Genomic DNA, 22,174 nt, shown 5'->3' on the forward strand with positions numbered 1-22,174 from the left:
CGCCTTTCGGCACAACAAATACAAGAGACGAGATGTTATGGCTGAGCTTAGATTACGCAACGTCAATAAAGTTTTTCAGCAGACCCATGTGCTGCACGACGTCAACTTGCAAATCGCAGACGGCGAATTTGTCGTGTTTGTCGGCCCCTCCGGCTGCGGCAAGTCCACATTGCTGCGCACCATCGCGGGTCTGGAGGACATCACCTCCGGCGAGCTTTATATCGGCGGCGCACTGGTCAATGATGTAGCGCCGGCCAAGCGCGGCGTGGGCATGGTGTTCCAGTCCTATGCGCTATACCCGCACATGACGGTGTATGAAAACATGGCGTTCGGATTGAAGCTCGACGGCGCGGGACCGGATGAAATTCGCAGCAAAGTGGAAGCGGTGGCGCAAACCCTGCAGTTGGGCGCGTTGCTCAAGCGTAAGCCGGCGGCGTTATCCGGCGGTCAGCGTCAGCGGGTGGCCATTGGACGCGCAATCGTGCGTGAGCCCAAGGTGTTTCTGTTCGACGAGCCGCTGTCTAACCTGGACGCGTCCCTGCGCGTGCAGACCCGTCTGGAAATCGCCAAGCTGCATGAACGTCTCGGCTCCACCATGATTTACGTCACCCACGATCAGGTTGAGGCCATGACCCTGGCGGACAAGATCGTAGTGATGAATCAGGGGCGCATAGAGCAGGTAGGCACGCCACTGGAGCTGTACAACCAGCCTGCGTCTGAGTTTGTGGCCACTTTTATCGGCTCGCCTCGCATGAATATGCTCAAGGGCAAGGCGGCGGAAGATCTCGGCGCCGCCACCCTGGGCATTCGTCCAGAACATCTGCAGGTGCGCATTCAGGGCGAAGCCGGCGACTGGAAAGGCGTGTTGCGCATGGCGGAGCATCTGGGCAGCGACACCTACGTTTATGTCGACGTCGCAGGCGTTGGTGAAATGACGGCACGCATCGTGGGGGAAATGGAGCTGGAGCCGGGGTGTGAGCTGTACTTGCATGCGCCCTCGCAACATCTTCATCTGTTCGATGCTCAAGGTAAGCCGCTGGACGCTTCGTTGCGCCGCTCAGCCTGACGTTAAGTCAGAGATTAAAACAACAACAAACGTCATCTCATGAAAACAGCAAATGCATCGGCGGCGGCCGCTCCCAGGGGCGGCTCTCCGCACCATTATTTCGGCGCGCTGGCGGACTCTCCCAGTCTGACGGACGCCGCTCATTTTGAAGTCGCCATTTGTTGCGCTGGCGGCGCAGTGCTGTGGGACGCCCGCCGGCGCCTGGTGCTGCAACCATTCAGTCTGGTGTGTTTTTCTTCGCTGCACGGCGCCAAGCAACTGCACAGCGATGCGGAAGCCTGGGGATTACGTTTGTGGTTGCCCTTGTCCTTTCTGGCGGAGCTCTGCATCCCGCACCGGGTGAAACAGAAGCTGCTGCACGGCGAGATCTGCGTGGCGGACGCCGCCAAGGCGCTGGAATCGGAAACCGTTGCGCGTTGGGCGGAAGAGCTGGCCTGTCAGGATGACTATTTGAAAGATCTGGTCTGGGACGAAATAGCCTTGTTGCTGCGGCGTCTGTTCAAAGACGCCTTGGGGCCGGACGCCTGCGTCGCCAGGCCTGCGGCTGAACCCACGGGTTCCTGTCGTCATGTGCACAAGATGGTGGATTACATGAACGAGCGCTATTGCGAGTCCATCTCCGTTGCGGATGTCGCCGCGCATGTGCGACTACATAAAAACTTCGCCATGGGATTGTTCAAGCAGGTGCTGGACATGACCATTCTGGAATACCTGACCCAGCTGCGAGTGAATCACGCCGCCCGCTTGTTGACCACGACATCCCTGCGCGCCAGCCAGATCGCATTTGAAAGCGGATTTTCCTCCATCACCCGTTTTTACGAAGTATTTGCCCGCAGCTTTAGCCAGTCCCCCTGCGATTACCGTAAGTCGCGGCGGGTGTAGTAAGCGACTCTCCCGCGACTCGACACTGCGTCAGCGCGTCCCGCCAAGCCCGGCTATAATTAGGGACAGGAGGGGATATGGCGCAAGCACACTTTTTTGTCGGCCAGTTGGTTGAACATAATTTATTTGGTTATCGCGGCGTGGTGATCGGCGTCGATCCGACGTTTAACCATACCGACGCCTGGTATGAGAGCGTCGCCAAGTCGCGTCCGCCGAAAGATCAGCCCTGGTATCATGTGCTGGTGCATGAGAGCGACCATATGACCTACGTGGCGGAACGCAATCTACGAGTCAGTCTGGATACGACCCAGATCGACCATCCGCTTTTGGGCGCTTATTTTGACCGTTACGACGGCGCGCGCTATTTCCCGCGACACTCCATGCATTAATCCTCCGCGTCCGGCGCAGGCATGTAGGGCAGCTCCAGATAGAAGGTGGCGCCGGTCGGCAGAGTGGAGTTGCTGGAAATTTCCTTGGCGATGGATTCGAAGTAAATCTGCCCGCCCTGCAACTCCACCAACCCTTTCGCCAACGTCAGGCTGAAGCCGGAGCCCAGGGAGTCGCTACTGGCCTCGTCACTGCGCGCCAGTCCTTCGAACAGATAGGGGCGGATTTTCTTGGGAATGCCGGGACCGTTGTCGCTGACCGACAAGCTGATCAAAGCGCCCTCCCGGCGTAGATGAACGCTGATCTCGCCGCCTTTACCGGAATGCCTGACGGCGTTGCTGAGCAGAATATCGATAATCTGCTGCAGGCGCTTTTCGTCACCGCGCACCCAGGCTTCCGCCACCCCGCTTTCGAAGTGCAGATTTTTGCTGGTTTGATAGGCCTTGTTACGCCAGATTTCCGTTTGCGTCCGCGTCAGCTTGAGCAGATTGACCGGGCTTAAATTCAGCGAGAGAGAGTGGTTCTGAATTTGGTAGATATCGAACAGCACCTCAATCAATTTTTGCATGCGTTCGCAGTTACGCTCGGCAACATGCAGCATGTGCAAGGTCTTCTCCTGTATCTCTCCCGTCAGACCGTTTTTGCACAGCATGACCGCACCCTGAATCGCGGTCATGGGGGAGCGAATTTCCTGCGACACCATGGCGAGCAGGCGGGCGCGCACCGTATTGTCATGAGCGCTGTCTTCCCGCACCTGTTTTAACTGACGGGTCTTCTCCGCCACATTGAAGGTGAGGGAGTTTTGCAGGTCGTATAGAAGTCGACTGTTATCCGAGAATTTCACCAGCGCCCGCGCCACATTGCCGATTTCATCGTTGCGTTGAGTGTGGGGAATGCGCTGCTCCAGATCGCCGTCCGCCAGCCGGGTGATGGCGGCGGTCAGCTCCTCCAGCGGTTGCGTCATCCAGCGGCAGGCGAGGTAAATGGCGACCAGGCAGATAATCAGCGTGGCGCTGAGGGTGACGGAACGCTCCGTCAGCTTGACCAGCATGGAGCTTTCCACCTGGCTGATATCGATCACAATATTGAGCGTGCCGATCTCCTTTTCTCCAGCTTGATCCCAAAGCAGCGGCCGGGTGATGCGCATCTGCGCTGCGCCGTCCGACAGCTTGCCGGCGGAGGCGATGACCTCGCCATCTGGATAGCGAATTGCGACCTGCATGATTTCCGGCATGGAGAACAGGTTGTTGACGGCGTTGTTGATAATGTCGAAATCAAAGTTCCAGACGGCGGCGGCCAGCACCGACCGTTGCGCGTCCGCCAGCAGATAGGCTTCCTTCTCCAGGTTGGCGAGTTGCGCCCGGTAGTCGTACCAGGCGGTCACCGCCGCCTCCAGCGCGAACATGGAAACGATGATGATGGAGGTCAGCGTCATCAACCGGCGACGCAGGTAGGCGCTGTGTGGATGACGTTTTGGTTTCCGATCCTTGGAGGGCTCTTCGTTGATGGACTGATCTGGAAGCATTATGTCGTCACGTCTCGCCAAAAATGAGTTCACTGCTGCTGAAGCAGCCGCTCTAATGAAAAGTCATACTGCTTGAGTTGAGGATTCAACGTTTTTGAAAAGCGAGTGAAGTCAATTTCACTCCAATTGACGCCGACAATGAACTTTAAATATCTGTCGACGTTTTCCGGCGTGAGCAGCCCCATGTTGGAGTGAATGGACACACCGACGTCATCCGCGAAATCCCGGCCATGGTGGTAGTCGTACATCAGTACGAGGCTCCAGGCGCCCTGCATGAAATGGCCGCCGAAAGAGCCCGTCAGCTTGCCCTCCCGAATATACTCCAACGCGGAAGGGCTCCAGTCGATGCCGGCGATAAGCAGGTTTTCCCCGGGTTTATAGCCGAGGCTCTGCGCGCCTCGCAGAGAGCCGACGGCGATGGAGTCGTTGGCGGCCCAGATCACGCGGGTGCGGGGGTAGCGTTTCAACAGGCCGACCGCCTGCTTATACGCCAGCTCCTCGTCCCAGCGGGCGGACACCAACTGTTGCAGCTCCACTTCCGGGCGTTCCGAGAGGGAGCGATGCAACCCCATTTCCCGTTCGATGGCGGCGTTGTCCGTGGGCGTGCCGCCTATCGCGAGAATGGGCAGCACCTGACCGCCGCGCAGCAGCTCACGAGAGGCGGCGGAGGCGAACAGCATATTGGCGAGGGCGTAGCCGGCGTTTTCATCGTTGGGCAGCATTTGCCCGACCCATTGTTTGAAGCGCTCCCGCGGGTGTCCGTATCGTCGTTCCTGCTCCACATTGAGACCGGAGTTAAAGATGAAGGAGCGCACCTTGGCCTCCTCCGCCAGCGCCAGCAACTCCGGGGCGTTGCCTTTGAAATTCTTGTACATGATGAAGTCTGGCGGGTCGCTGGAGAGAATATGCTTGATCTGCTGGCGCATGAGCAGTCGGTCGTGATTGGCGCTGAATACATCCAGACGGATATTGAGATCTTCCGCGGCGGCGCGGGCGAAGCGAATCACCTCGGACCAAAAGGTGTCGTCACTGCTTTGCGGATTGAAAAACACCACATGCATCGCCGGCGTCATGGACGGGGCGGGGGCGGCATACGCCAGCGGGGACGCCAACAGCCAAAAAAGCAGCCAAAGCGCGCCTTTGCAGGACAACTTATAGAGCATCGTTTCCGGCCGGACCAAGTTAGAATTCATTCACTCAGTGTAGCCGCAAATCCAGGGATGCGCTTTTAGCGCGGAGAGGGGCGTCAGGGGAGAACGCAGCGACGACGGCGCGTCGCTGCAACGGCGATCAAAGGCGGCGCAACTTAGTCCGCGCGACCCATGAAACGCTTCTCTGCGGTATGAATTTTGACGCGCTCGCCCTGCTCCAGATATTCGGGAACCTGAATCGTCAGACCAGTGACGAATTTGGCGGGTTTGGTGCGGGCGCTGGCGGAAGCCGCTTTCATGGCGGGAGTGGTTTCGATGACTTCCATTTCCACTGTTTGCGGCAGCTCCAGTGAGATAACCTGACCATCCACCATCAGCACTTGCAGTCCCTGGGTTTCTTCGGTCAGGAACAGCAACTGGTCTTCGATGTCATTCTTTTTCAGCATGTATTGAGAGAAGTCTTCGTTGTCCATGAAGACGTAATCGTCGGCGTCGATATAAGAAAAAGCGACCTGACGACGCTCCAGCTGAGTGGTGCTCAGCATGTCGTCGCCTTTGAAACTTTCTTCATATTTGAGACCGGTGCGCACATTGCTGAAGCGCATTTTGTACAGGGTGGCGGCGCCTCTGGCGCTGGGGCTGTGCACTTCGATGTCTTTAACAATCAGCAATTGCCCGTTTAAATCAACGACTTCGCCTTTCTTAATCTCACTGGCCCGCGGCATATGGGTGTCTCCGGAAAAAATGGTTGCGCGCATTTTATGGCATCAGTAGTCTTAAGAAAACTATAGCGATAGCAAAGACGGCCCCTTCCCGGCAGGTCATACCTCATACTACGCATAACGGATTGGCTTCCCTTTCAATGACCACGATTTTAGGCATTTCCGCTTATTACCATGACGCTGCGGCGACGCTGGTAAAGGACGGCGTGATTCTGGCCGCCGCCCAGGAAGAGCGATTTACCCGCAAGAAACACGATGCGGATTTCCCCCGCCACGCCATTGAATACGTTCTCGACGCCGGCGGCGTCGCCCTGGACGAAGTGGATAGGGTGGTTTTCTACGATAAGCCGCTATTGAAGTTTGAGCGGCTGCTGGAGACCTATCTGGCGTTCGCGCCGCGAGGTTTCCGTTCTTTCGCCACGGCGATGCCGGTGTGGCTCAAGGATAAGCTATTCCTCAAAAGTGAGTTGAAGAAGGCGTTGAGAGGCCTGTTGCGGGACCCCAAGGCCGCGCTGCCGCAGCTGTTGTTCGCGGAACATCACCAGTCTCATGCGGCCTCCGCCTTCTACCCCAGCCCGTTCGCCAACGCGGCAGTTCTGTGTCTGGATGGGGTGGGGGAATGGGCGACCAGTTCCGTGTGGGTGGGCGAGGGCGCTGCTTTGCGCCCGTTGTGGGAAATCGAGTTTCCCCATTCTCTGGGTCTGCTGTACTCCGCTTTTACCTACTTTTGCGGCTTCAAGGTCAATGCCGGCGAATACAAGTTGATGGGGCTGGCGCCCTACGGGGAGCCGAAATACGTCGACTTGATCATGCAGCATCTCATCGATGTCAAAGCCGACGGCACTTTCCGCTTGCACTTGCGTTACTTCGATTTCATGACCGGTCTGCGTATGACCAACCAGCGCTTCGCAGAACTGTTCGGTCTGCCCCGGCGGGAGCCGGAAGCGCCGTTGACGCAGGCGTATATGGATCTGGCGCGCTCGGTGCAAGCGGTGACTGAGGAGATTGTGTTGCGCCTCGGGCGGACGATCGCCGAGGAGACGGGACAACGTCATTTATGCCTGGCCGGTGGGGTGGCGCTGAATTGCGTCGCCAATGGCCGCCTGCTGCGAGAAGGCCCGTTTGACGATATCTGGATTCAACCGGCCTCCGGCGATGCGGGCGGTTCTCTCGGCGCCGCCTTGCTGGCCTGGCATCATTATCAAGGCGAACCCAGAACGCGTCCCCTGGCGTCAGGAGAACTGGACGCCATGCAGGGCGCTTATCTGGGACCGCAATACAGTGACGAAGAAATTCAGCGCTATTTGACGGAAGCCGGTGCGACCTTTGCGGTGCTGGAAGATGAAGCGTTGTACGCGAACATCGCCAGTGATCTGGCCGACGGTCAGGTGGTGGGCTGGTTTCAGGGACGCATGGAGTTTGGACCCCGCGCTCTGGGGGCGAGGTCTATTCTGGGCAATCCGATGGACCCGGCCATGCAGACCAAGATGAATCTCAAAATCAAATTCCGCGAATCCTTCCGCCCCTTCGCTCCTGCGGTGGCGGCGGAGCATTGCCGTGATTATTTCGATTTGGACAAACCCAGCCCCTACATGCTGCTGGTGGCGGATGTTCAGCAACCGTGGCGCAAATCCGCCGAACCGGGCCTTGAGGGGCTGGAGCGTCTGCGGCAGATTCGCTCGGATTTGCCCGCCATCACTCATGTCGACTATTCGGCGCGGGTGCAGACGGTGCATCAGGAAACTAATCCGGAATTTCATCGTCTAATAAAAGAGTTCGCCAAGATTAGCGGCCATCCGGTGTTGATCAACACGTCCTTTAACGTTCGTGGCGAGCCGCCGGTTTGTTCGCCGGACGATGCGTTTCGGTGTTTTATGGCGACGGAGATGGATGTATTGGTCTTGGGGCGCTGCGTACTGCGCAAGGCCATGCAGCCGGAGGCGTTAGTGAATAAAGATTGGTCTCGGGAGTTTGAACTTGACTAACTCAGTGCGACAGGACTTTGCCTCCGCTCCGGAAGGGGAACTGAGAAAGTTCGGCCTGGTTATGGCCGCCTTTCTTATTCTGGTGTTTGGATTGTTTTTGCCTTGGGTGTTTGCGTTGAGCCTGCCCCGATGGCCTTATCCGGTTGCGGCGGTGTTCGCCGCCCTGGCGATCGTGAAACCGGGGCTGTTGCGTCAGGTATATGTCCTGTGGATGCATTTCGCCTTAAGGCTGGGCAAGATAAACAGCGCTATCATTCTCGGCGCCGTATTCGTTGTTCTGGTGGCGCCGCTGGGTTGGGCGCTGCGGCTTGCGCACAAGCTGCAACTGCAAAAGCGCATCGATCCGCAGGCGACTTCTTATCGAACTGTACGCGACGAACCTATTACCCCTGAGTCCATGGAGCGACCATTCTGATGTGGGAATTTTTAAAAGACCTTTGGGCGTTTATGCGACAAAGGAAAAAAGTGTGGCTGTTTCCACTGGTATTAACCCTGGTGACGCTGGGCGGCCTGATTGTGATCACCCAGGGATCGGCGGTGGCGCCCTTCATCTATACGTTGTTTTAACGGCGGCGCCCACATGAAAACGGCCTCTTTGGAGGCCGTTTTGCTATGCCGTCAGCTTCCCTTCCTGATAATCCTTCACCGCAGTGAGAATTTCGTCGTGGGTATTCATGACGAAAGGACCGTAATGCGCCACCGGCTCATGTAAGGCTTCTCCCGCAAGTAACAGGAAGTCCGCGCCGCCTTTATCCGCGCTCAGTTGCAGGCGTTCGCCTGGGCCAAGAATGCCGAGCTGGCCCGCCTGCAACACTGAGCCCATGTGCACGCGGCCGTTATAGACGTAGATCGCCGCCTGTCGGTCTTGCTCCAGCGGCAGATCCAGCTTGCCGTTGGGCAGCAGGGATATATCGAGCAGGCCGGCGGATTGCGCCAGTCGATTCAAGGGTGAAGTGCTGAAATTATCCTGAATGCGCCAGGAGCCGGCGATGACCCGAATCTCGCCGCAACTCAGAATAATAGAGGGCAGTTCTTCCGGCTGCGCGTCGCGCCACTCCGGCTGCTTCATTTTCTGCGTACGGGGAAGGTTGATCCAGATTTGAAAGCCGTGCATGCGTGCGGCTTCCGGTATTGGCATTTCCGAATGGATGACGCCTTTGCCGGCGGACATCCACTGCGCGCCGCCGCTTTTGATAGCTCCTTGGTTGCCCATATGGTCGCGGTGTTCGAAGCCGCCTTCTTTCATATAGGTCAGAGTTTCCAGGCCGCGATGGGGATGTTCGGGAAAGCCGGCGATAAAATCGTCCCGTTCGTCGGAACGGATTTCATCAATCATTAAGAAAGGTTCCAGATCGGTAGCGGAAAATCCTGCGATCCGGGAAATCCTGACTCCCGCGCCGTCGGTCGCCGGGCTGGCGTTAATGATGCGCTTGAGTTCTCGTACAGCCATGGTGGTGTCCTCCCACTCCATTGCATGATTTGCATATCCTGCAAGCAGTCTTCTCATTCTTGCATTATGCATCGTAAAATTCGAAAATAAATTGCAATTATTCGTGTCTAAATTTCGATAAATTAGAATTCATGCCTAAATCAACGTTGGAACAATGGCGTATGCTGCACGCCGTGGTCGCCCACGGCGGCTTCGCCCAAGCGGCGGAGATGGTGCACAAAAGCCAGTCCACGGTGCATCATGCCGTACATAAGCTTGAGGAAATGCTGGGCGTACAGATTCTGCAGGTGCAGGGGCGCAAAGCGACGCTGACCGAGGCGGGAAAACTGCTGTTGAGGCGTTCGGAAAACCTGCTGCAACAGGCGGAGCAGCTGGAATCCGTGGCCTCCGGTCTGGCCCAGGGCATTGAAGCGCACATCCAGATCGCGGTGGAGATTATCTATCCCCAGGAAGCCCTGTATTGCGCGCTGGCGGAGTTTTCCGAGCAGTATCCCAATACTCGCATCGAAATTATCGAAACCGTGTTGTCCGGCGCTGAAGACCTGCTCAAGCAGGGGGTATGCGACTTGGTTATAACTCCATTCGTACCGCAGGGATTCATCGGCGATCTGATTACCAATATTCCGTTTACGCCGGTGGCGAATCCAGAGCATCCTTTGCATCAGCTCAATCGCACCCTGAATAAAGATGACCTGGCCCGACATCGGCAAATCGTCATTCGCGACTCCGGCGCCGTGCGCCGTAATTCCGGTTGGCTGGGCGCAGAGCAACGCTGGACGGTGACACACATGAGCACCTCGGTGAACATGGTGAAGCGCGGACTGGGTTTCACCTGGCTGCCGGTTTCCTGGGTGGATGCGGATATTCAAAGCGGCGCCCTGAAGGCGCTGCCGCTGCAGGAAGGCGGCGATAGAGAAGTCCCGCTGTATCTGGTCTACGGCGATATGGACAGACAAGGTCCCGCCACGCTTTATCTGGGAAATCAGCTATTGCGACGGGGACGTGAATGGACCAGATTTCCTGAATAGGCCTCTTGGCGCAGCGCCTTGAGGAACTCCAGAACAATCAACAACAATTTGGCGACATTATGAGTTTAAGCGATCTGAACCCGCAGCCCTTGTGGCGTTTTTTCCAGCTATTGTGCGACACCCCGCGGCCTTCCAAACAAGAGCAGTTGCTCAAGTCCCGCATCAGAGAAGCCCTGGCTGAATATGAGCTGGAAATCATCGAGGATCAGGTCGGTAATCTGATAATCCGCAAACCCGCGACGCCCGGCTACGAAGACGCGCCCGGCGTAGTGATGCAGAGCCACCTGGATATGGTGCCGCAGAAGAACGAAGGTTCTACCCACGATTTCAGCAAAGACCCGATTCAACCCTATATCGACGGCGACTGGGTGCGCGCCCGCGGTACTACATTGGGCGCGGATAACGGCATTGGCGTGGCGGCTATTCTGTCCGTACTGACGTCCAAAGACATGATCCATGGACCGCTGGAAGGCTTGCTGACGGTGGACGAAGAGGCCGGGATGACCGGCGCCAAAGGATTACAGGGCGGCGTACTGCAGGGCTCTTTGCTGCTGAACCTGGATACGGAAGAAGAAAACGAACTGTATATCGGGTGCGCCGGCGGTGTGGATATCGGCGGACGCTTCATCTATCAGGCGGAGCCCCGGGACGACCGCCGTCAGTATTGGCGCATTGCCCTAAAAGGGCTGCGCGGCGGTCACTCCGGGCTGGATATCCATTCTGGACGCGGCAACGCGTTGAAGCTGGTGAATCGCGCTTTGGATCAATTACGCAAACAGTTTCCCGCCTTGCGCGTGGCGTCTCTGACCGGCGGCACCCTGCGTAACGCCATTCCGCGCGAAGCCTTCGCCGTGGTTGCAGCGCCGGCGGAGCAGGGCGAAGCGATCGCCCGCCGCATCAGCGAGCTGCAGCAATTGTTCATGCAGGAGCTGAAATCGGCCGAGCCGCATTTGCATCTGACCATCAGTGAAACGGATGCCGCCGATTTGTTGCCGGAGGATATGGTGGACCGCTTACAGCGCGTGATTTTCGCCTGCCATCACGGCGTATTCCGCATGAGCGCGGATTTCCCCGGCGTGACGGAAACCTCCAATAATCTGGCGCGGGTGGTGATGGATAACGGCCATATCGAAGTGCACTGCCTGGCGCGCAGTCTGGTGGACTCTTTGCGGGATGACGCGGCGCAATCTCTGGCGAGCGTTTTTGAACTGGCGGGGGCGGAAACTTCGGTGGGTAACTCTTATCCTGGATGGGCGCCGGACAAGAACTCTCGACTGCTGGATAGCCTGACCCGTCTGCACGAGGACGTCGTGGGCGTTGTTCCCAAGATCCAGGTGATTCATGCAGGTCTGGAGTGCGGTATTCTGGGCGCTAACTATCCCCACTGGGACATGATTTCTTTCGGGCCGACCATTCGCGGCGCGCACTCGCCGGATGAAGCGGTGCATGCGCCAAGCGTAGCGAACTTCTGGAAATTTCTGGAAGCGGCGCTGGCGCATCTGGCCAAACCCGCCTGACGCAGGCAATGACATAGCGGGCGCCGATACTGGCGCCCGACGACAGGCTGCGTTACCTCATTGGTTTCGCACGCCTGCCGCGCCTCTCCCTCAGCTGGGTTCTTCTTCTGGCTCCACTTCCACCAGATCCAGCAGATTAATCGCGATCTTGATAAAGTCGCCTCCCGTCAGAATACCCACGACATGACCATTTTCCACCACGGGCAGACAGCCGTATTTCTTGGTTTGCAGAAATTCCGCCGCTTTACGGATCGGCGTGTCCAGGCTGGCGGTGGCGACTTTGGTCCGCATCACCTGGGTGACGGGAATTTCGGACTCATGGGCCTCCATCAACTCCGGGGGCATGTCATACACGGAGGAGTCCATGGCGGCGAAGACGTCGCGCTGGGTGACGAGCCCTTCCAGTTTGTTTTTGGCGTTGACGACCGGGATGTGGCGGATGCCCTGTTCCTGCATCATTTTGCGCGCATCGGCCAGGCTGTTCTCAGTGCTCAACGTATGCACGGGGTGGCTCATTACATCTTTCATCAGGATCATGCTTACCTCCAATTGCGTAAGCTTTAAGGTAATGGAACCGGCGTCGGTATGGCTTGATGCGAGTCAAACCCGCCGCTACCCAGGGCTTGGCGATATTTCAACGTTGTTCCAGGAAGTATAGCCAGCCTCGGCGTATGGAGCTTTGCGGCGCTGACGCTGTTACACAGACAACCCCTAGTGTATGCTTCGGCGCGCTGTCGGGACAGCCCAATAATTGCCTAAAAGTTTACCCAAGCTGTGAGATGGGAGTTGTAATGAATAGACTGAGTTTAGGATTCACTCTGGCTTTATCGATGGCCGGAAATGTATCGGCGGAAATCTATGGGGAAGCAGGTCTAGATTATGTGCATGCGTCCTCAGATAAGCTGATCGATAATATTATGCTAAGCGGGGTCGTAGGTCTGCGCATCAATGATTATTTGGGACTGGAAACACGCTTGGGGTTCGACGCATTTTCACTCATTTTCGACGACGATCCCGTAGATGGCTCCGGCGATTTTGTAAACGGATTTGTAGCAGGGTTTGGTCGTTTCACTTTTCCCGTCAGCCACTATGTTAAGCCCTATGCTCTGCTTGGGTGGGAGGGCATGAACGTTAGCACTAAAAGATGCTTCGTTCCTGGATTTAGCGGATGCTCGACAAATTATGAAACTCACAGTGGTTTTGCCTACGGCGGAGGAGTCGACTTCCGCATTGCGAAAGGGGTTTACCTAAAGACGGAAGTAACTCACTTTGGACATGAAGATGTGCGTTTTAATACCTTCAGTGTTGGCATGACAGGCTTGTTTTAAGCACCTTTAAATTAATACTCACCACAAATCCAGTTGCACGCCATCGCCGGAGGCTGCGTCCGGTGGATTATCCGCGCTGGGTTCGTTCGGCGCCGAATCGCCCCAGATTCTGCGGGCGAGTCCGGACATCCTCTGAGTGGGGCGCTTGATGGACTTGATCAACAGATGACGCGCCCCCCATACGCTGATCCTTTTCCTGGCGCGAGTGACGCCCGTGTATAGCAACTCCCGCGTCAGCACCGGTTGATCGGTTTCAGGCAGCGCCACCACGCAATGGTCGAATTCAGATCCCTGACTTTTGTGTATCGTCATGGCGTAGACCGTTTCATGCGCGGGCAGGCGGTATAAAGGTATGCTGCGCAGGGGGCCGTCAGCGTCCGGGAACCAGGCGCGCAGCTGCCCCGACGCCGGATCACGCCAGATCAGGCCCACATCGCCGTTAAACAAGCCCAGACTATAATCGTTGCGGGTCACCATGATGGGGCGGCCGTGGTAGTGCAGTTGGTAACGCGGCGCCAAGCCTTTGCGCTGCAGCGCGGACTCCACCCACTGATTGATTTCCTGCACGCCGCCATGGCCTTCCTTCACGGCGCAGAGAATGCGGAAGCGATTCATGGCGTCCAGGGCGGTTTCCACCGAATCGGCTTTGAAGCAAGTTTCGTAGGCGTTGGCGGCGGTTTGCTGGATGATTGCCTGCAGTTGCGACGGCGGCAGGTTTTCCCAGTCCGCGTCTTCGAATTCCGGCTGTTTGAATACCTGCAGAGCCGCTTCCGGCTCGCCGGCGTTGATCGCCTGCGCCAGTCGGCCGATGCCGCTGCGGGCGTGAAAACGATGACTCACTTCCAGACGGATGACGCAGTCGGCCACTGGCGCGGCTTCCTTGTCAGCGGGGTAAGGCGGCGTCAGGCCAAGCTGGCTCAGGTAATCCGCCATATCCGGGCTGACGCCGGCGGCGCTTCGTTGCGAGCAGATGTCGCCAATGACGCTGCCGGCTTCCACGGAGGCGAGCTGTTCGCTGTCGCCCAGCAACATCAGGCGGGCATGGGGAGGCAGCGCCTCCACGGTGCGCAGCATCATCGCCAGATCCACCATCGACACTTCATCTATCAATAGTAAATCCACAGGCAGCGGGTGGCCGGCGTGATGCACGAAGCCTTTGCCGTCGCCCCGTACTTTGAGCAAGCGATGCAAGGTGTAGGCGGTATCTGGAATACGCTCGGGATGAGGCAGGCGTTCCGCCAACTGCAATTTGGCGTTGCGGATAGACTCCATCAGGCGTGCGGCGGCTTTGCCCGTCGGCGCCGCCAGGGCGATGCGCAGAGGCGGGTCGGCGAGTTCTCCCAACATGCCCAGCAGTTTGGCCACGGTGGTGGTTTTGCCGGTGCCGGGACCGCCGACAATGGCGGTGAAGCCCTGACGACAGGCCACGGCAGCGGCGATAGCCTGGCGATCCTCTGCGTCAACGGAAGGAAAAAAGCGCAGTAACGCCTGGCGTACTTTTTCTGGTGGAAAAGAGGCGTGATTCAGGATGCGTTGTTGCAGCCGTTCCGCGAGCTGGCGTTCATATTCGAAGTAGCGGGCCAGATAGAAGCAGTTACGGTCGTCAAGCACACACGGGCTGACCGGGCCCGCCTCGCCGACCTCTGCGTCCGCCTGGGTCAGGCCGCTGGCGAGCAGCGCTTCGCGCCATAATGTGAGGGATGGAGCGATAAAGGCGCGTATGTCCTCTTCCGCGGAGTCCGGCCATAACGAGCGGCCGGCGTATTGCGACAGGTCCAGACAGGTGTGGCCATTGGCCAGGGCGTTGGAGGTCAGCGCTACGGTCAGCGCCAGCAGCTCCCGTTGTTCTTCTGTCGCCGACATCGCCATGTCCGCGAACTGATGGCCAAGATAATAGTCCAGTGGCCGCAGCAGGTTACTTTGGCGGGCGGCGTCAATCAGATGGGCGATGCTCATGTCGGTTCCCCCTGCAGAATCTCAGCAAACGCCGTCACCGCCGCCTGGGAGGGACGATCGAAAAATACGCCTAATTCTGGTTGGTTCTGACTGTGCATGCCCCGCAAAAACAAGTAATACACGCCGCCAAAATGGGTGTCGTAATCGTAGTCAGGCAAGCTGCGTTGCAGGTAGCGATGCAGCGCCAGCGTATAGATCAGGTACTGCAGATCATAGCGGTGCGCGAGTATTTCGTTGTGTAGATTTTCCTGGGCGTAGCTCTCGCGCTTTTCTCCCAGCCAGCTGCCTTTGTAATCGACGATATAGAAGCGTCCTTCATGCTGGAAAGTGAGGTCGATAAAGCCGTGCATCAGGCCTTCGTTCGAGGCGACGTTCAGGTTAACCGGCGTTTCTGAAGCGGAGTAATCCGCGAGGAAGCGCGCAAGCCGCGTTTGCTGAATCAGCGTCACGGGGAACAAGAACTCCATTTCCACCTGCATATTGGCCTTGTCCAGTTGCGACAGCGCAAAGGGCTCTGCGCCGGTTATGTTGAGCGGGGTGTTCACCACCTGCCATAACTGTTCCGCCACGCAGGCCACCCACTCTTCGCCAAAGCCGTGTTGTTGCAGGCTGTGGCTGGTGAGTTCATGCAACACCTCGGCGTTTTCCGCCTGAAACGGCATATTCTCCAGAATATGGTGGAAACACTGACCCGCCCAGGCGCCTTTGGGAAATTGAAAAATATCGCTGACGTCAGGCTGCAGGCGAGGTTGTACTTCCTGTACTGGAGCAGCTTCGTCCAGGGGTTCTTCATGATGACGACCGCCGCCACCGGCGGCCAACTGCGAATAACTTGAGAGGCGCCAGTTTTGTTCTATCGTGCGCTGGGCGGAGCGCGCCCGCCACTGACCGGCGCCTTCGCCGGGGTGATGGCGCTGATGCACTGGCTCAGGAGCGGGGCTCCAGCAGAAGTCCGTCTGCGCGGCAAGGCGAGTCAGAGGCTCGGCAAGTTGTGTATCGTCCAGGTTTTTCAGGGACGTCAGCCAGTCGGTCAGATTGTCCGTCGCGCCGCCATAAAGCAGCCACGCCATAGCGGCGTACTGGAACTCATTCACGGCGCCCCAGGCCCAGACGCACAGGTGTTTGGCCCGGGTCAGCGCCACATAAAGCAGACGCAGATCTTCCGCCAAACGTTCCCGCTCCGCCTGCTCCTGTAAGCGGTCGCCGCCGCTGAGATCGAGCACCAGTCGGTGCTCCCGCTCGGGGTCATGACACATCAGATAATCGTCTTTGCCGCTGCGGCCGAATCCCAGGAAAGGCAGAAACACTAATGGGTATTCGAGGCCTTTGGAACTGTGGATGGTGACGATTTTCACCAGCGCCTCATCGCTTTCCAGACGTAATTGATGGTCATCGCCGCGCCCGTCCGCCTGCTCCAATTGCCCTTGATACCAGGCCAGCAGGCGCTCGGGCGTGGGGTAGTCGCGTCCGGCCTGTTGCAACAGCTCCGCCAGCTGCAACAGGTTGGTGAGGCGGCGCTCGCCCTCCGGCAGGCCCAGTAGTCTGGCGGCGACGCTAAAGGTTTGCAGCCATTTCTGAAACATGGGCATGAAGCCGGCGTCCTGCCACTCCTCTCGCAACTGGTGCAATGAGGTCAGCATGTTTTCCCAACGCTGCTCGTCCCGGGCCAGCGTCTCCAGCTCCGCCGCCGTCCATCCCCAGCTCAGGGTCACCAGCGCCGCGCGCAGACGGCGTTCGTCATTAGGCTCCAGTAAGGCGCGCAACAGGCGCAGCAGATCGGTGGCCTCTTCGCTTTGATAGACGCTTTCCCGAGTCAGAAACACGCTGCTGACGCCGACGGCGGACAGCTTTTCCGACATGATGCGAGCCTGATTGTTATCCCGCACCAGTACCGCGATATCGCCGGCGCTGAGCGGGCGCTCGCCCAGACGGGCGCGTCCGCATTCTCCCAGGTTGAGCCAGTTGGCGATTTCACTGGCGGTAATTTGCGCCAGCTGAGGGCGCGCCTGATCTTTACTGATGGCTTTGCCGCCGTCTTCCCGGCCGAGCAGCCAGGCCTGCAATGGCGTCACAGGGACGCCGTCCAGGGTCAGGACGGAGGCGTCAGCGGCGCCGGCGGCCTGCACGGGAATGAATTCGATATCGCCGGCGAACAGAAACGGATTGGCGCACTGTTCGAATAATCCATTGACCGCCGCCACCAGCTCTTTACGGGAGCGCCAGTTGGTGTCCATGGTGTAGCGGTTATCCTGAGGCGTGCGCTGTTTGGCTTGCAGGTAGGCGTAAATATCCGCGCCCCGGAAGCTGTAAATCGCCTGCTTGGGGTCGCCGATCATAAACAGGGTGGCGTTATTGTCGGCGGCGTCATATAAGGAGGAAAAGATTCGATACTGGGAGGGGTCGGTATCCTGGAATTCGTCAATCATGGCGACCGGGTAGCGGCGTTGCAGCGCCAGGCGTAACTGGGGGCCAGTGGCGGCTTCGAGGGCGTCTTTGAGACTGCCGATCAGGTCATCGAAGCCCAGTATTTCCGCCTGGGTTTTCAGGCGTCGCAAGACGTCTCTGAAGTTGGTCAGCGTCGCGCCCACCAGCCAGGCGTCCAACTGCGCCTGTTGGCTCAGAAACTGGTCCAGGGCGGTGAAGAAGGCATGTTGTGGCGCGCCAAGACCTTTGTCCGCCGCTTTTTTCAGCACGGATGCGTCAAGGAGGCTCTGGCTGAACAGAGCTGCGGCGGGCGGCAGCGTCATTTGTTCTTCCGTGCGACTCCAGATAGTGAGGCTGAGAGCCGCATCGTTCAGTTTGTCTTCCCGGTAAGTTTTCTCCGCGCGCCCCAGAATTTTGTTCTCCGCCGCTTCCCGTACAGCAGTGATGAGTTCGTCGCCTTGCTGGCGCCATTGGGCTTTGAGTTCGACGGCCAGATTGCTGAGGGTTTCTGGCTCCACATCCGGGTGGATCAATTCCAGATCGCTTTGCGCCAGATAACTGCGCAGTCCATTCAGCATCTCCGCCGGCTCGCCCCACTTGGCTTGCGCCAGCTCCGCCAGCAATCGGTCGGGATAGAACAGCTTGCGCCAGGTGTCCTCCGCCGCTTGTTGCAACAACGGGCCCAGGTCTTCCTGTAGACGCAGATCAAACAGGAGTCCGCTTTCGAATGCGTTGTCCTGCAGGGCGCGCTGGCAGAAACCGTGAATGGTGAAAATGGACGCCTCGTCCATGTTTAACAGCGCCTGTTGCAACAGGGCGAGAGCGTCCTCGTTGCGTTCCGGATCGCGCCAGGGCGCCAGCCATTCTGGCGTTTCCGCTTCCGGCGGCGCCTGCAAGGTCTGCATGACCTCGCGGATACGCTGACGAATCCGCGTGCGCAGCTCTTCCGTGGCGGCGCGAGTAAAGGTAACCACCAGAATCTGCCTGACGTCGAGCTGGCGTTCCAGCAGCAGACGCAGATACAAGGTGGTGATGGTGTAGGTTTTCCCGGTGCCGGCGCTGGCTTCGATGAGCTGCACGCCCTGCAGGGGAATGGCGATCGGGTCCAGCGGCCTCATGCGGGCGCCTCCCAATGCTCCAGCGCGGGCTCCCAGATGCTTTCCGCCAGCGCCACGAAGCGCTCGTTCAAGGTTTCCGCTTCAAAGCGCCACACCAGAAAATGGTGCGCGTCCGCCAGTTCGCCCGGTTGCCATTCGTTGCCCAGCCAGCATTGCTGCGCGGCGTTGATGGGCTCGCTGCGACTGCGAGGATTATTCTTGGTTTCCACATACTTTAAAGAGGTCTTCGGGAAGAAGCGCACCGGTTCATTCTCACTCTGCGACAGCAGATCCATAAGCTCCGCCAGTAACTTTCTGGCCTGATCTTGCGCGACCTGACGGTAATGGCCAACCCCTTGGCGGCACACCAGAAAACTGGGTCGGGCCAGAGGGTCGGCAGTAACGCTGCATAGCGCCAGATGCTCCAGCCATAACAACAGCATGCGGGAAGCGTTGCAGCCGGCGGTAGTCAGATGCAGCAGGCCGCGCGGGCCAATACCGGCCACTGCGCCGCGCAACGGCAGTCCTGATTTTTCCGGGGTAATTTCAATACGGTCCTTGCCATACAGTTCACGGGCCTGCTCGCGCAGCGCTTCCAATTGTTGCCGCGTCTGCTTGCGGCTGATGGCGCCGACAGCGCCGCCGGGCAGCAGCCCCTTGGCCTCCAGATAGCTTTCCGCCTCCTCGTCCGTCGCCGCGTTCATCAGTTCCTGCAGCCAAAGCTCTTTCACCTGGAAGCCGTGCAGACCGCCCAGGTCGAAAGGCTCCCGGTCCTGAGTCAGATCACTGGCGTCCAGCAATATATTGAGCCGCTGCTGCACGAAGTAGCGGGTGGGATTGCGTAGAAAGCGTCGCAGACTGTCCAGCTCCACCGGGTGGTCGGCGGAAAACGGCTCCCGCTCCCGGGACGGCAGCGCTTCCGGGCAGAACGCCTGATACTCCTGCTTGCTGTGGCGACCGTGCAGGGCGGGCAGCCATTCTGACTGATAGCTGAAGTGGCCGCCGTCGGCGGTAAAGTAATGCGGGCTGAAGGGCTGCAGCGGGTGTTCGGTGAGAATGCGCTTCATGGCCGCCTCGCCGCCTTGTTCCTGAATCGTATCCAGCAGCTCGCTGAGAATGACCGAGGGCGCGCACTCGCTGTTGTCGCGGATGCTGCGCCCGACATAACTCAGATAAAACACGTCGCGGGCCGCCAGTAGGGCTTCCAGAAACAGGAAGCGGTCTTCTTCGCGGCGGGCGCGGTCGCCTTTGCGAGGATACGCGGCGATCAGATCGAAGCCCGGCTGCGTCTGGCGGCGCGGGAACTGATCGTGGTTCAACCCCAGGACGGCGACCACCCGAAAGGGAATACTGCGCATAGGCACCATGGCGCAGAAGGTCACTGCGCCGGTGAGGAAACTCTGACGCCGTAACGGGCTGTCCAGACGCCGACGCAGATCCTGTTTCACCACCGCCAGCGGCAAGGGTTGATCGAAGCCAGCGGTCTGGGTTTCCTGCAGCCACTCCTGCACCGCCTCGCGGGCGACTTGCAGCGCCTGCTCTTCATCCCGATCAGGGTCGAACAGATCGTTCATCCAACTGTGCAGGAGGTCCGCCCATTGCTGCGGCGTCTGGCCACGGGAGATCTGTGCGCGCCAGCGCGCCAGTGTATCGATTAATTGCGATAGCGCGCCCAGGCTGTCCGCATCGCCGCCCTGGATATGAGGATAGGGGGCGACGTCCTGGTACATCTGCATCGCGTCGGGCAGGGCGAAGCCCAGCAGCAGGCGTTTGATGCCGGCTTTCCAACTGAACTGATCGGCGCAGTCGACGCCGTAGGCCTGCTGCGATTCGCCGTCCAGTCCCCAGCGAATGGACGCCTCATGCAGCCATTGGCGCAGGCGCGATAATAATTCTTCATCCAGCCCGAAGCGGCGTCCCACGGCGGGAATTTCCAGCAGGCCGAGCACTTCCGAGGCGGTGAAACGGCCCGGCAATAGGTCGAACAATTGCAGTACCGACTGCACCAGATTGAAGTCACTGTAGCGGCTCAGGTCGGCGAGCGACCAGGGAATGCGGCGCGGACCTTCCTGCGCGCCGAATACGGCTTCAACCAGAGGCGCGTACTGGCCGATATCAGGCGTCATCACCACGATATCCCGGGGAGACAGGCTGTGATCGGTTTGCAGCAGATCCATCAGTTGATCGTACAGTACTTCCACTTCGCGTAAGGCGCTGTGGCATAGATGCACTTGCAGAGAGCGGTCGTCAGCGGCGCTTTCTGGCCATGGCTCCTGACGCAGGTCGAAAACGTCCGCCTGCAGGCGTTGCAGCAAGGTTTGCGGCGGCGCGGGGGGGACGTAGCAGTCGGCTTCCGTGACGGACACGTCCTGCAGCACATCCAGATAATCCCGCAGCGGTTTGCCCCAGGAGGCCAGCAGTCGATGGCCTTCGTCGTACAGCCCGGAGACTTCCGCGCCATCGCGGGTGCGAATGCGGCTGATGTCTTTGCGGGAAGCGATGTCGCCCCAGTAATGCTCCGTAGGGTTCCATTGATACATATGCACTTCTATATGGCGTGCGGTGTTCTGCAGCACGTCCAGATACGCCGGGGCCATATAGGGAACGCCAAAGACAAACAGGCGCGGCGGCAGCTTATCCACATGCTGCGGCAGCTGTTCCGCCAGCTCCTGCAATACGCGGGCGCGGTGGGGCGCCTCGCTGTCACGGGTCAGGCCGCGCCACAGCTCAATCTGCCAGGCGTGTTCGCTGGCGCTGGCTTCAGTGGGCAGGCCTTGCTCCCATTCGGATAACCAGTCCGGGCGATACATCAGATAGTGGTCAAAGACATCGGCGATGCGTTGGCTCAGCTGATAATTACGCAGCAGATCCGGCGACTTGCGATCCGGGCCGGTATGAAGATAACGATGCAGGGCGTCGAATTCGCCGCTGTCTGGAAGCGTGGGCGCGAGCTGCATCAAGCGCCAGGTCAGAATGGATTTGTCGAAGGGATGCAGCTCTGGCAAGTCGTCCCGGCACAGTCGCGCCAGCCGCCAGATCAATTGCGCCGGCAGTTGAAACTCCAGGTTGGCGGCGACGCCGTTGAGTTCCGCCAGTTGCTGGCTCAGCCAACGGCTCATGCCCTGGCTCTGCACGATCAATATGTCGCTTTGCAACGGGTTCGCCTTGGGACGCGCCAAGGCGTCGGCGAGCAGTGCGAGCAGCTGTTCCTGACGGTTGCTGTAGTAGATTTTCAGCATGAAGGAGGCGTAAACGGTGACAGTGAAATTGTGTGTGAGCTATTTATCATTTTCGCTAGGAGTATAAGGAAATCCAAGGATGGCTGCATGGATAAATCATTTTCCTGGTCAATCGGTCAAACCCGCGGCGTACGCCGTCTCAGCGTCGTCGTTAGATGCTTGTCCTTATATTTAATTTTGTTATAAGGATATAGTGGAAAACCGCTATATCAAGCTGAGTTCCTATCACATATAGAGGTAAGTGCAGTCCGTTAGCGCCTGCTGTTAGGTTTTCCCAAAAAACGCCGCTCCCGCCGGTTACCCCATATCACTGGAATAGCGACGTTGACTCAGCCGGAAACCTCTCCGCAAAAGGCCTGTAACGGCACATGGATCGAGTGCTTAGGGCTCCCCCTCACCCCCTTGGCCGTAGTCTAG

The 22,174-nt window shown here is 58.5% G+C and carries 17 protein-coding genes; 9 read left to right on the forward strand and 8 right to left on the reverse strand.

Annotation, left to right across the window (positions count from 1 at the left end):
• Positions 1 to 37: 37 nt before the first annotated feature.
• The 3 genes from ACQYWX_RS01000 to hspQ all read left to right on the forward strand — a co-directional run bounded on the left by ACQYWX_RS01000 (position 38) and on the right by hspQ (position 2,337).
• Complete coding sequence (locus tag ACQYWX_RS01000) at positions 38 to 1,066, forward strand: ABC transporter ATP-binding protein (protein ID WP_431687581.1); 1,029 nt, start codon at positions 38 to 40, stop codon at positions 1,064 to 1,066.
• Between the two features lie 39 nt (positions 1,067 to 1,105).
• On the forward strand, positions 1,106 to 1,948 hold the full coding sequence (locus ACQYWX_RS01005) for a helix-turn-helix domain-containing protein (protein WP_431687582.1): 843 nt from the start codon (positions 1,106 to 1,108) through the stop codon (positions 1,946 to 1,948).
• A 77-nt stretch (positions 1,949 to 2,025) separates the two neighbouring features.
• Complete coding sequence (gene hspQ, locus ACQYWX_RS01010) at positions 2,026 to 2,337, forward strand: heat shock protein HspQ (RefSeq protein ID WP_127967948.1); 312 nt, start codon at positions 2,026 to 2,028, stop codon at positions 2,335 to 2,337.
• Here hspQ and ACQYWX_RS01015 read toward each other — a convergent pair.
• The 3 genes from ACQYWX_RS01015 to efpL all read right to left on the reverse strand — a co-directional run bounded on the left by ACQYWX_RS01015 (position 2,334) and on the right by efpL (position 5,736).
• Positions 2,334 to 3,860, reverse strand: coding sequence for an ATP-binding protein (locus ACQYWX_RS01015; protein ID WP_431687583.1), 1,527 nt, complete (start codon positions 3,858 to 3,860; stop codon positions 2,334 to 2,336). The two genes, hspQ and ACQYWX_RS01015, sit on opposite strands and share 4 nt — an antisense overlap.
• 29 nt (positions 3,861 to 3,889) lie before the next feature.
• The gene (locus tag ACQYWX_RS01020) at positions 3,890 to 5,053 is read right to left on the reverse strand and encodes an ABC transporter substrate-binding protein (protein ID WP_431687584.1); all 1,164 of its coding nucleotides are present in this window, start codon (positions 5,051 to 5,053) and stop codon (positions 3,890 to 3,892) included.
• A 113-nt stretch (positions 5,054 to 5,166) separates the two neighbouring features.
• A complete protein-coding gene (gene efpL, locus ACQYWX_RS01025) occupies positions 5,167 to 5,736 on the reverse strand; it encodes an elongation factor P-like protein EfpL (RefSeq protein ID WP_127967951.1) in 570 nt (189 codons plus the stop codon).
• A 137-nt stretch (positions 5,737 to 5,873) separates the two neighbouring features.
• Between efpL and ACQYWX_RS01030 the strand changes: the two genes are divergently transcribed.
• The 3 genes from ACQYWX_RS01030 to ACQYWX_RS01040 are packed head-to-tail and all read left to right on the forward strand — an operon-like array spanning position 5,874 to position 8,285.
• Entirely contained in the window at positions 5,874 to 7,718 is a 1,845-nt protein-coding gene (locus ACQYWX_RS01030; protein ID WP_431687585.1) for a carbamoyltransferase family protein, read from the forward strand.
• Positions 7,711 to 8,133 carry an SxtJ family membrane protein gene (locus tag ACQYWX_RS01035; RefSeq protein WP_431687586.1) on the forward strand — a complete coding sequence of 141 codons (423 nt, stop codon included), beginning with the start codon at positions 7,711 to 7,713 and terminating at the stop codon, positions 8,131 to 8,133. The genes ACQYWX_RS01030 and ACQYWX_RS01035 overlap by 8 nt, the downstream gene beginning before the upstream one ends.
• Positions 8,133 to 8,285 (forward strand): DUF5989 family protein, encoded by a 153-nt coding sequence (locus ACQYWX_RS01040; RefSeq protein ID WP_216735413.1) that lies wholly within the window; start codon positions 8,133 to 8,135, stop codon positions 8,283 to 8,285. Before ACQYWX_RS01035 ends, ACQYWX_RS01040 begins: the two co-directional genes overlap by 1 nt.
• A gap of 43 nt (positions 8,286 to 8,328) precedes the next feature.
• Here ACQYWX_RS01040 and ACQYWX_RS01045 read toward each other — a convergent pair whose 3' ends face one another.
• Entirely contained in the window at positions 8,329 to 9,168 is an 840-nt protein-coding gene (locus ACQYWX_RS01045; protein ID WP_216735414.1) for a pirin family protein, read from the reverse strand.
• 131 nt (positions 9,169 to 9,299) lie between these two features.
• Here ACQYWX_RS01045 and ACQYWX_RS01050 point away from each other — a divergent pair, with 131 nt between their 5' ends.
• Together ACQYWX_RS01050 and ACQYWX_RS01055 are read left to right on the forward strand one after the other, a co-directional pair.
• Positions 9,300 to 10,196, forward strand: coding sequence for a LysR family transcriptional regulator (locus ACQYWX_RS01050; RefSeq protein ID WP_216735415.1), 897 nt, complete (start codon positions 9,300 to 9,302; stop codon positions 10,194 to 10,196).
• A 59-nt stretch (positions 10,197 to 10,255) separates the two neighbouring features.
• Positions 10,256 to 11,713 (forward strand): aminoacyl-histidine dipeptidase, encoded by a 1,458-nt coding sequence (locus ACQYWX_RS01055; protein ID WP_431687587.1) that lies wholly within the window; start codon positions 10,256 to 10,258, stop codon positions 11,711 to 11,713.
• A gap of 90 nt (positions 11,714 to 11,803) precedes the next feature.
• Here ACQYWX_RS01055 and ACQYWX_RS01060 read toward each other — a convergent pair whose 3' ends face one another.
• Positions 11,804 to 12,250, reverse strand: a complete 447-nt coding sequence (locus ACQYWX_RS01060) for a CBS domain-containing protein (protein ID WP_011394211.1) — start codon at positions 12,248 to 12,250, stop codon at positions 11,804 to 11,806.
• Between the two features lie 254 nt (positions 12,251 to 12,504).
• On the opposite strand from ACQYWX_RS01060, the gene ACQYWX_RS01065 reads away from it, so the two are divergent.
• On the forward strand, positions 12,505 to 13,041 hold the full coding sequence (locus ACQYWX_RS01065) for an outer membrane beta-barrel protein (RefSeq protein ID WP_431687588.1): 537 nt from the start codon (positions 12,505 to 12,507) through the stop codon (positions 13,039 to 13,041).
• A gap of 18 nt (positions 13,042 to 13,059) precedes the next feature.
• Here the strand turns inward: ACQYWX_RS01065 and recD are convergent, their stop codons facing one another.
• From recD to recC, 3 genes are read right to left on the reverse strand one after another with little or no spacing between them, the layout of a single operon-like run.
• Positions 13,060 to 14,997, reverse strand: coding sequence for an exodeoxyribonuclease V subunit alpha (recD, locus tag ACQYWX_RS01070; RefSeq protein WP_431687589.1), 1,938 nt, complete (start codon positions 14,995 to 14,997; stop codon positions 13,060 to 13,062).
• The gene (recB, locus tag ACQYWX_RS01075; protein WP_431687590.1) at positions 14,994 to 18,539 is read right to left on the reverse strand and encodes an exodeoxyribonuclease V subunit beta; all 3,546 of its coding nucleotides are present in this window, start codon (positions 18,537 to 18,539) and stop codon (positions 14,994 to 14,996) included. Before recB ends, recD begins: the two co-directional genes overlap by 4 nt.
• Complete coding sequence (gene recC, locus ACQYWX_RS01080; RefSeq protein WP_431687591.1) at positions 18,536 to 21,757, reverse strand: exodeoxyribonuclease V subunit gamma; 3,222 nt, start codon at positions 21,755 to 21,757, stop codon at positions 18,536 to 18,538. Before recC ends, recB begins: the two co-directional genes overlap by 4 nt.
• Positions 21,758 to 22,174 lie beyond the last annotated feature (417 nt).

The sequence above is a fragment of the Hahella sp. NBU794 genome (genome assembly GCF_050749805.1).
In the GTDB taxonomy this organism is placed as follows: Bacteria; Pseudomonadota; Gammaproteobacteria; order Pseudomonadales; family Oleiphilaceae; genus Hahella.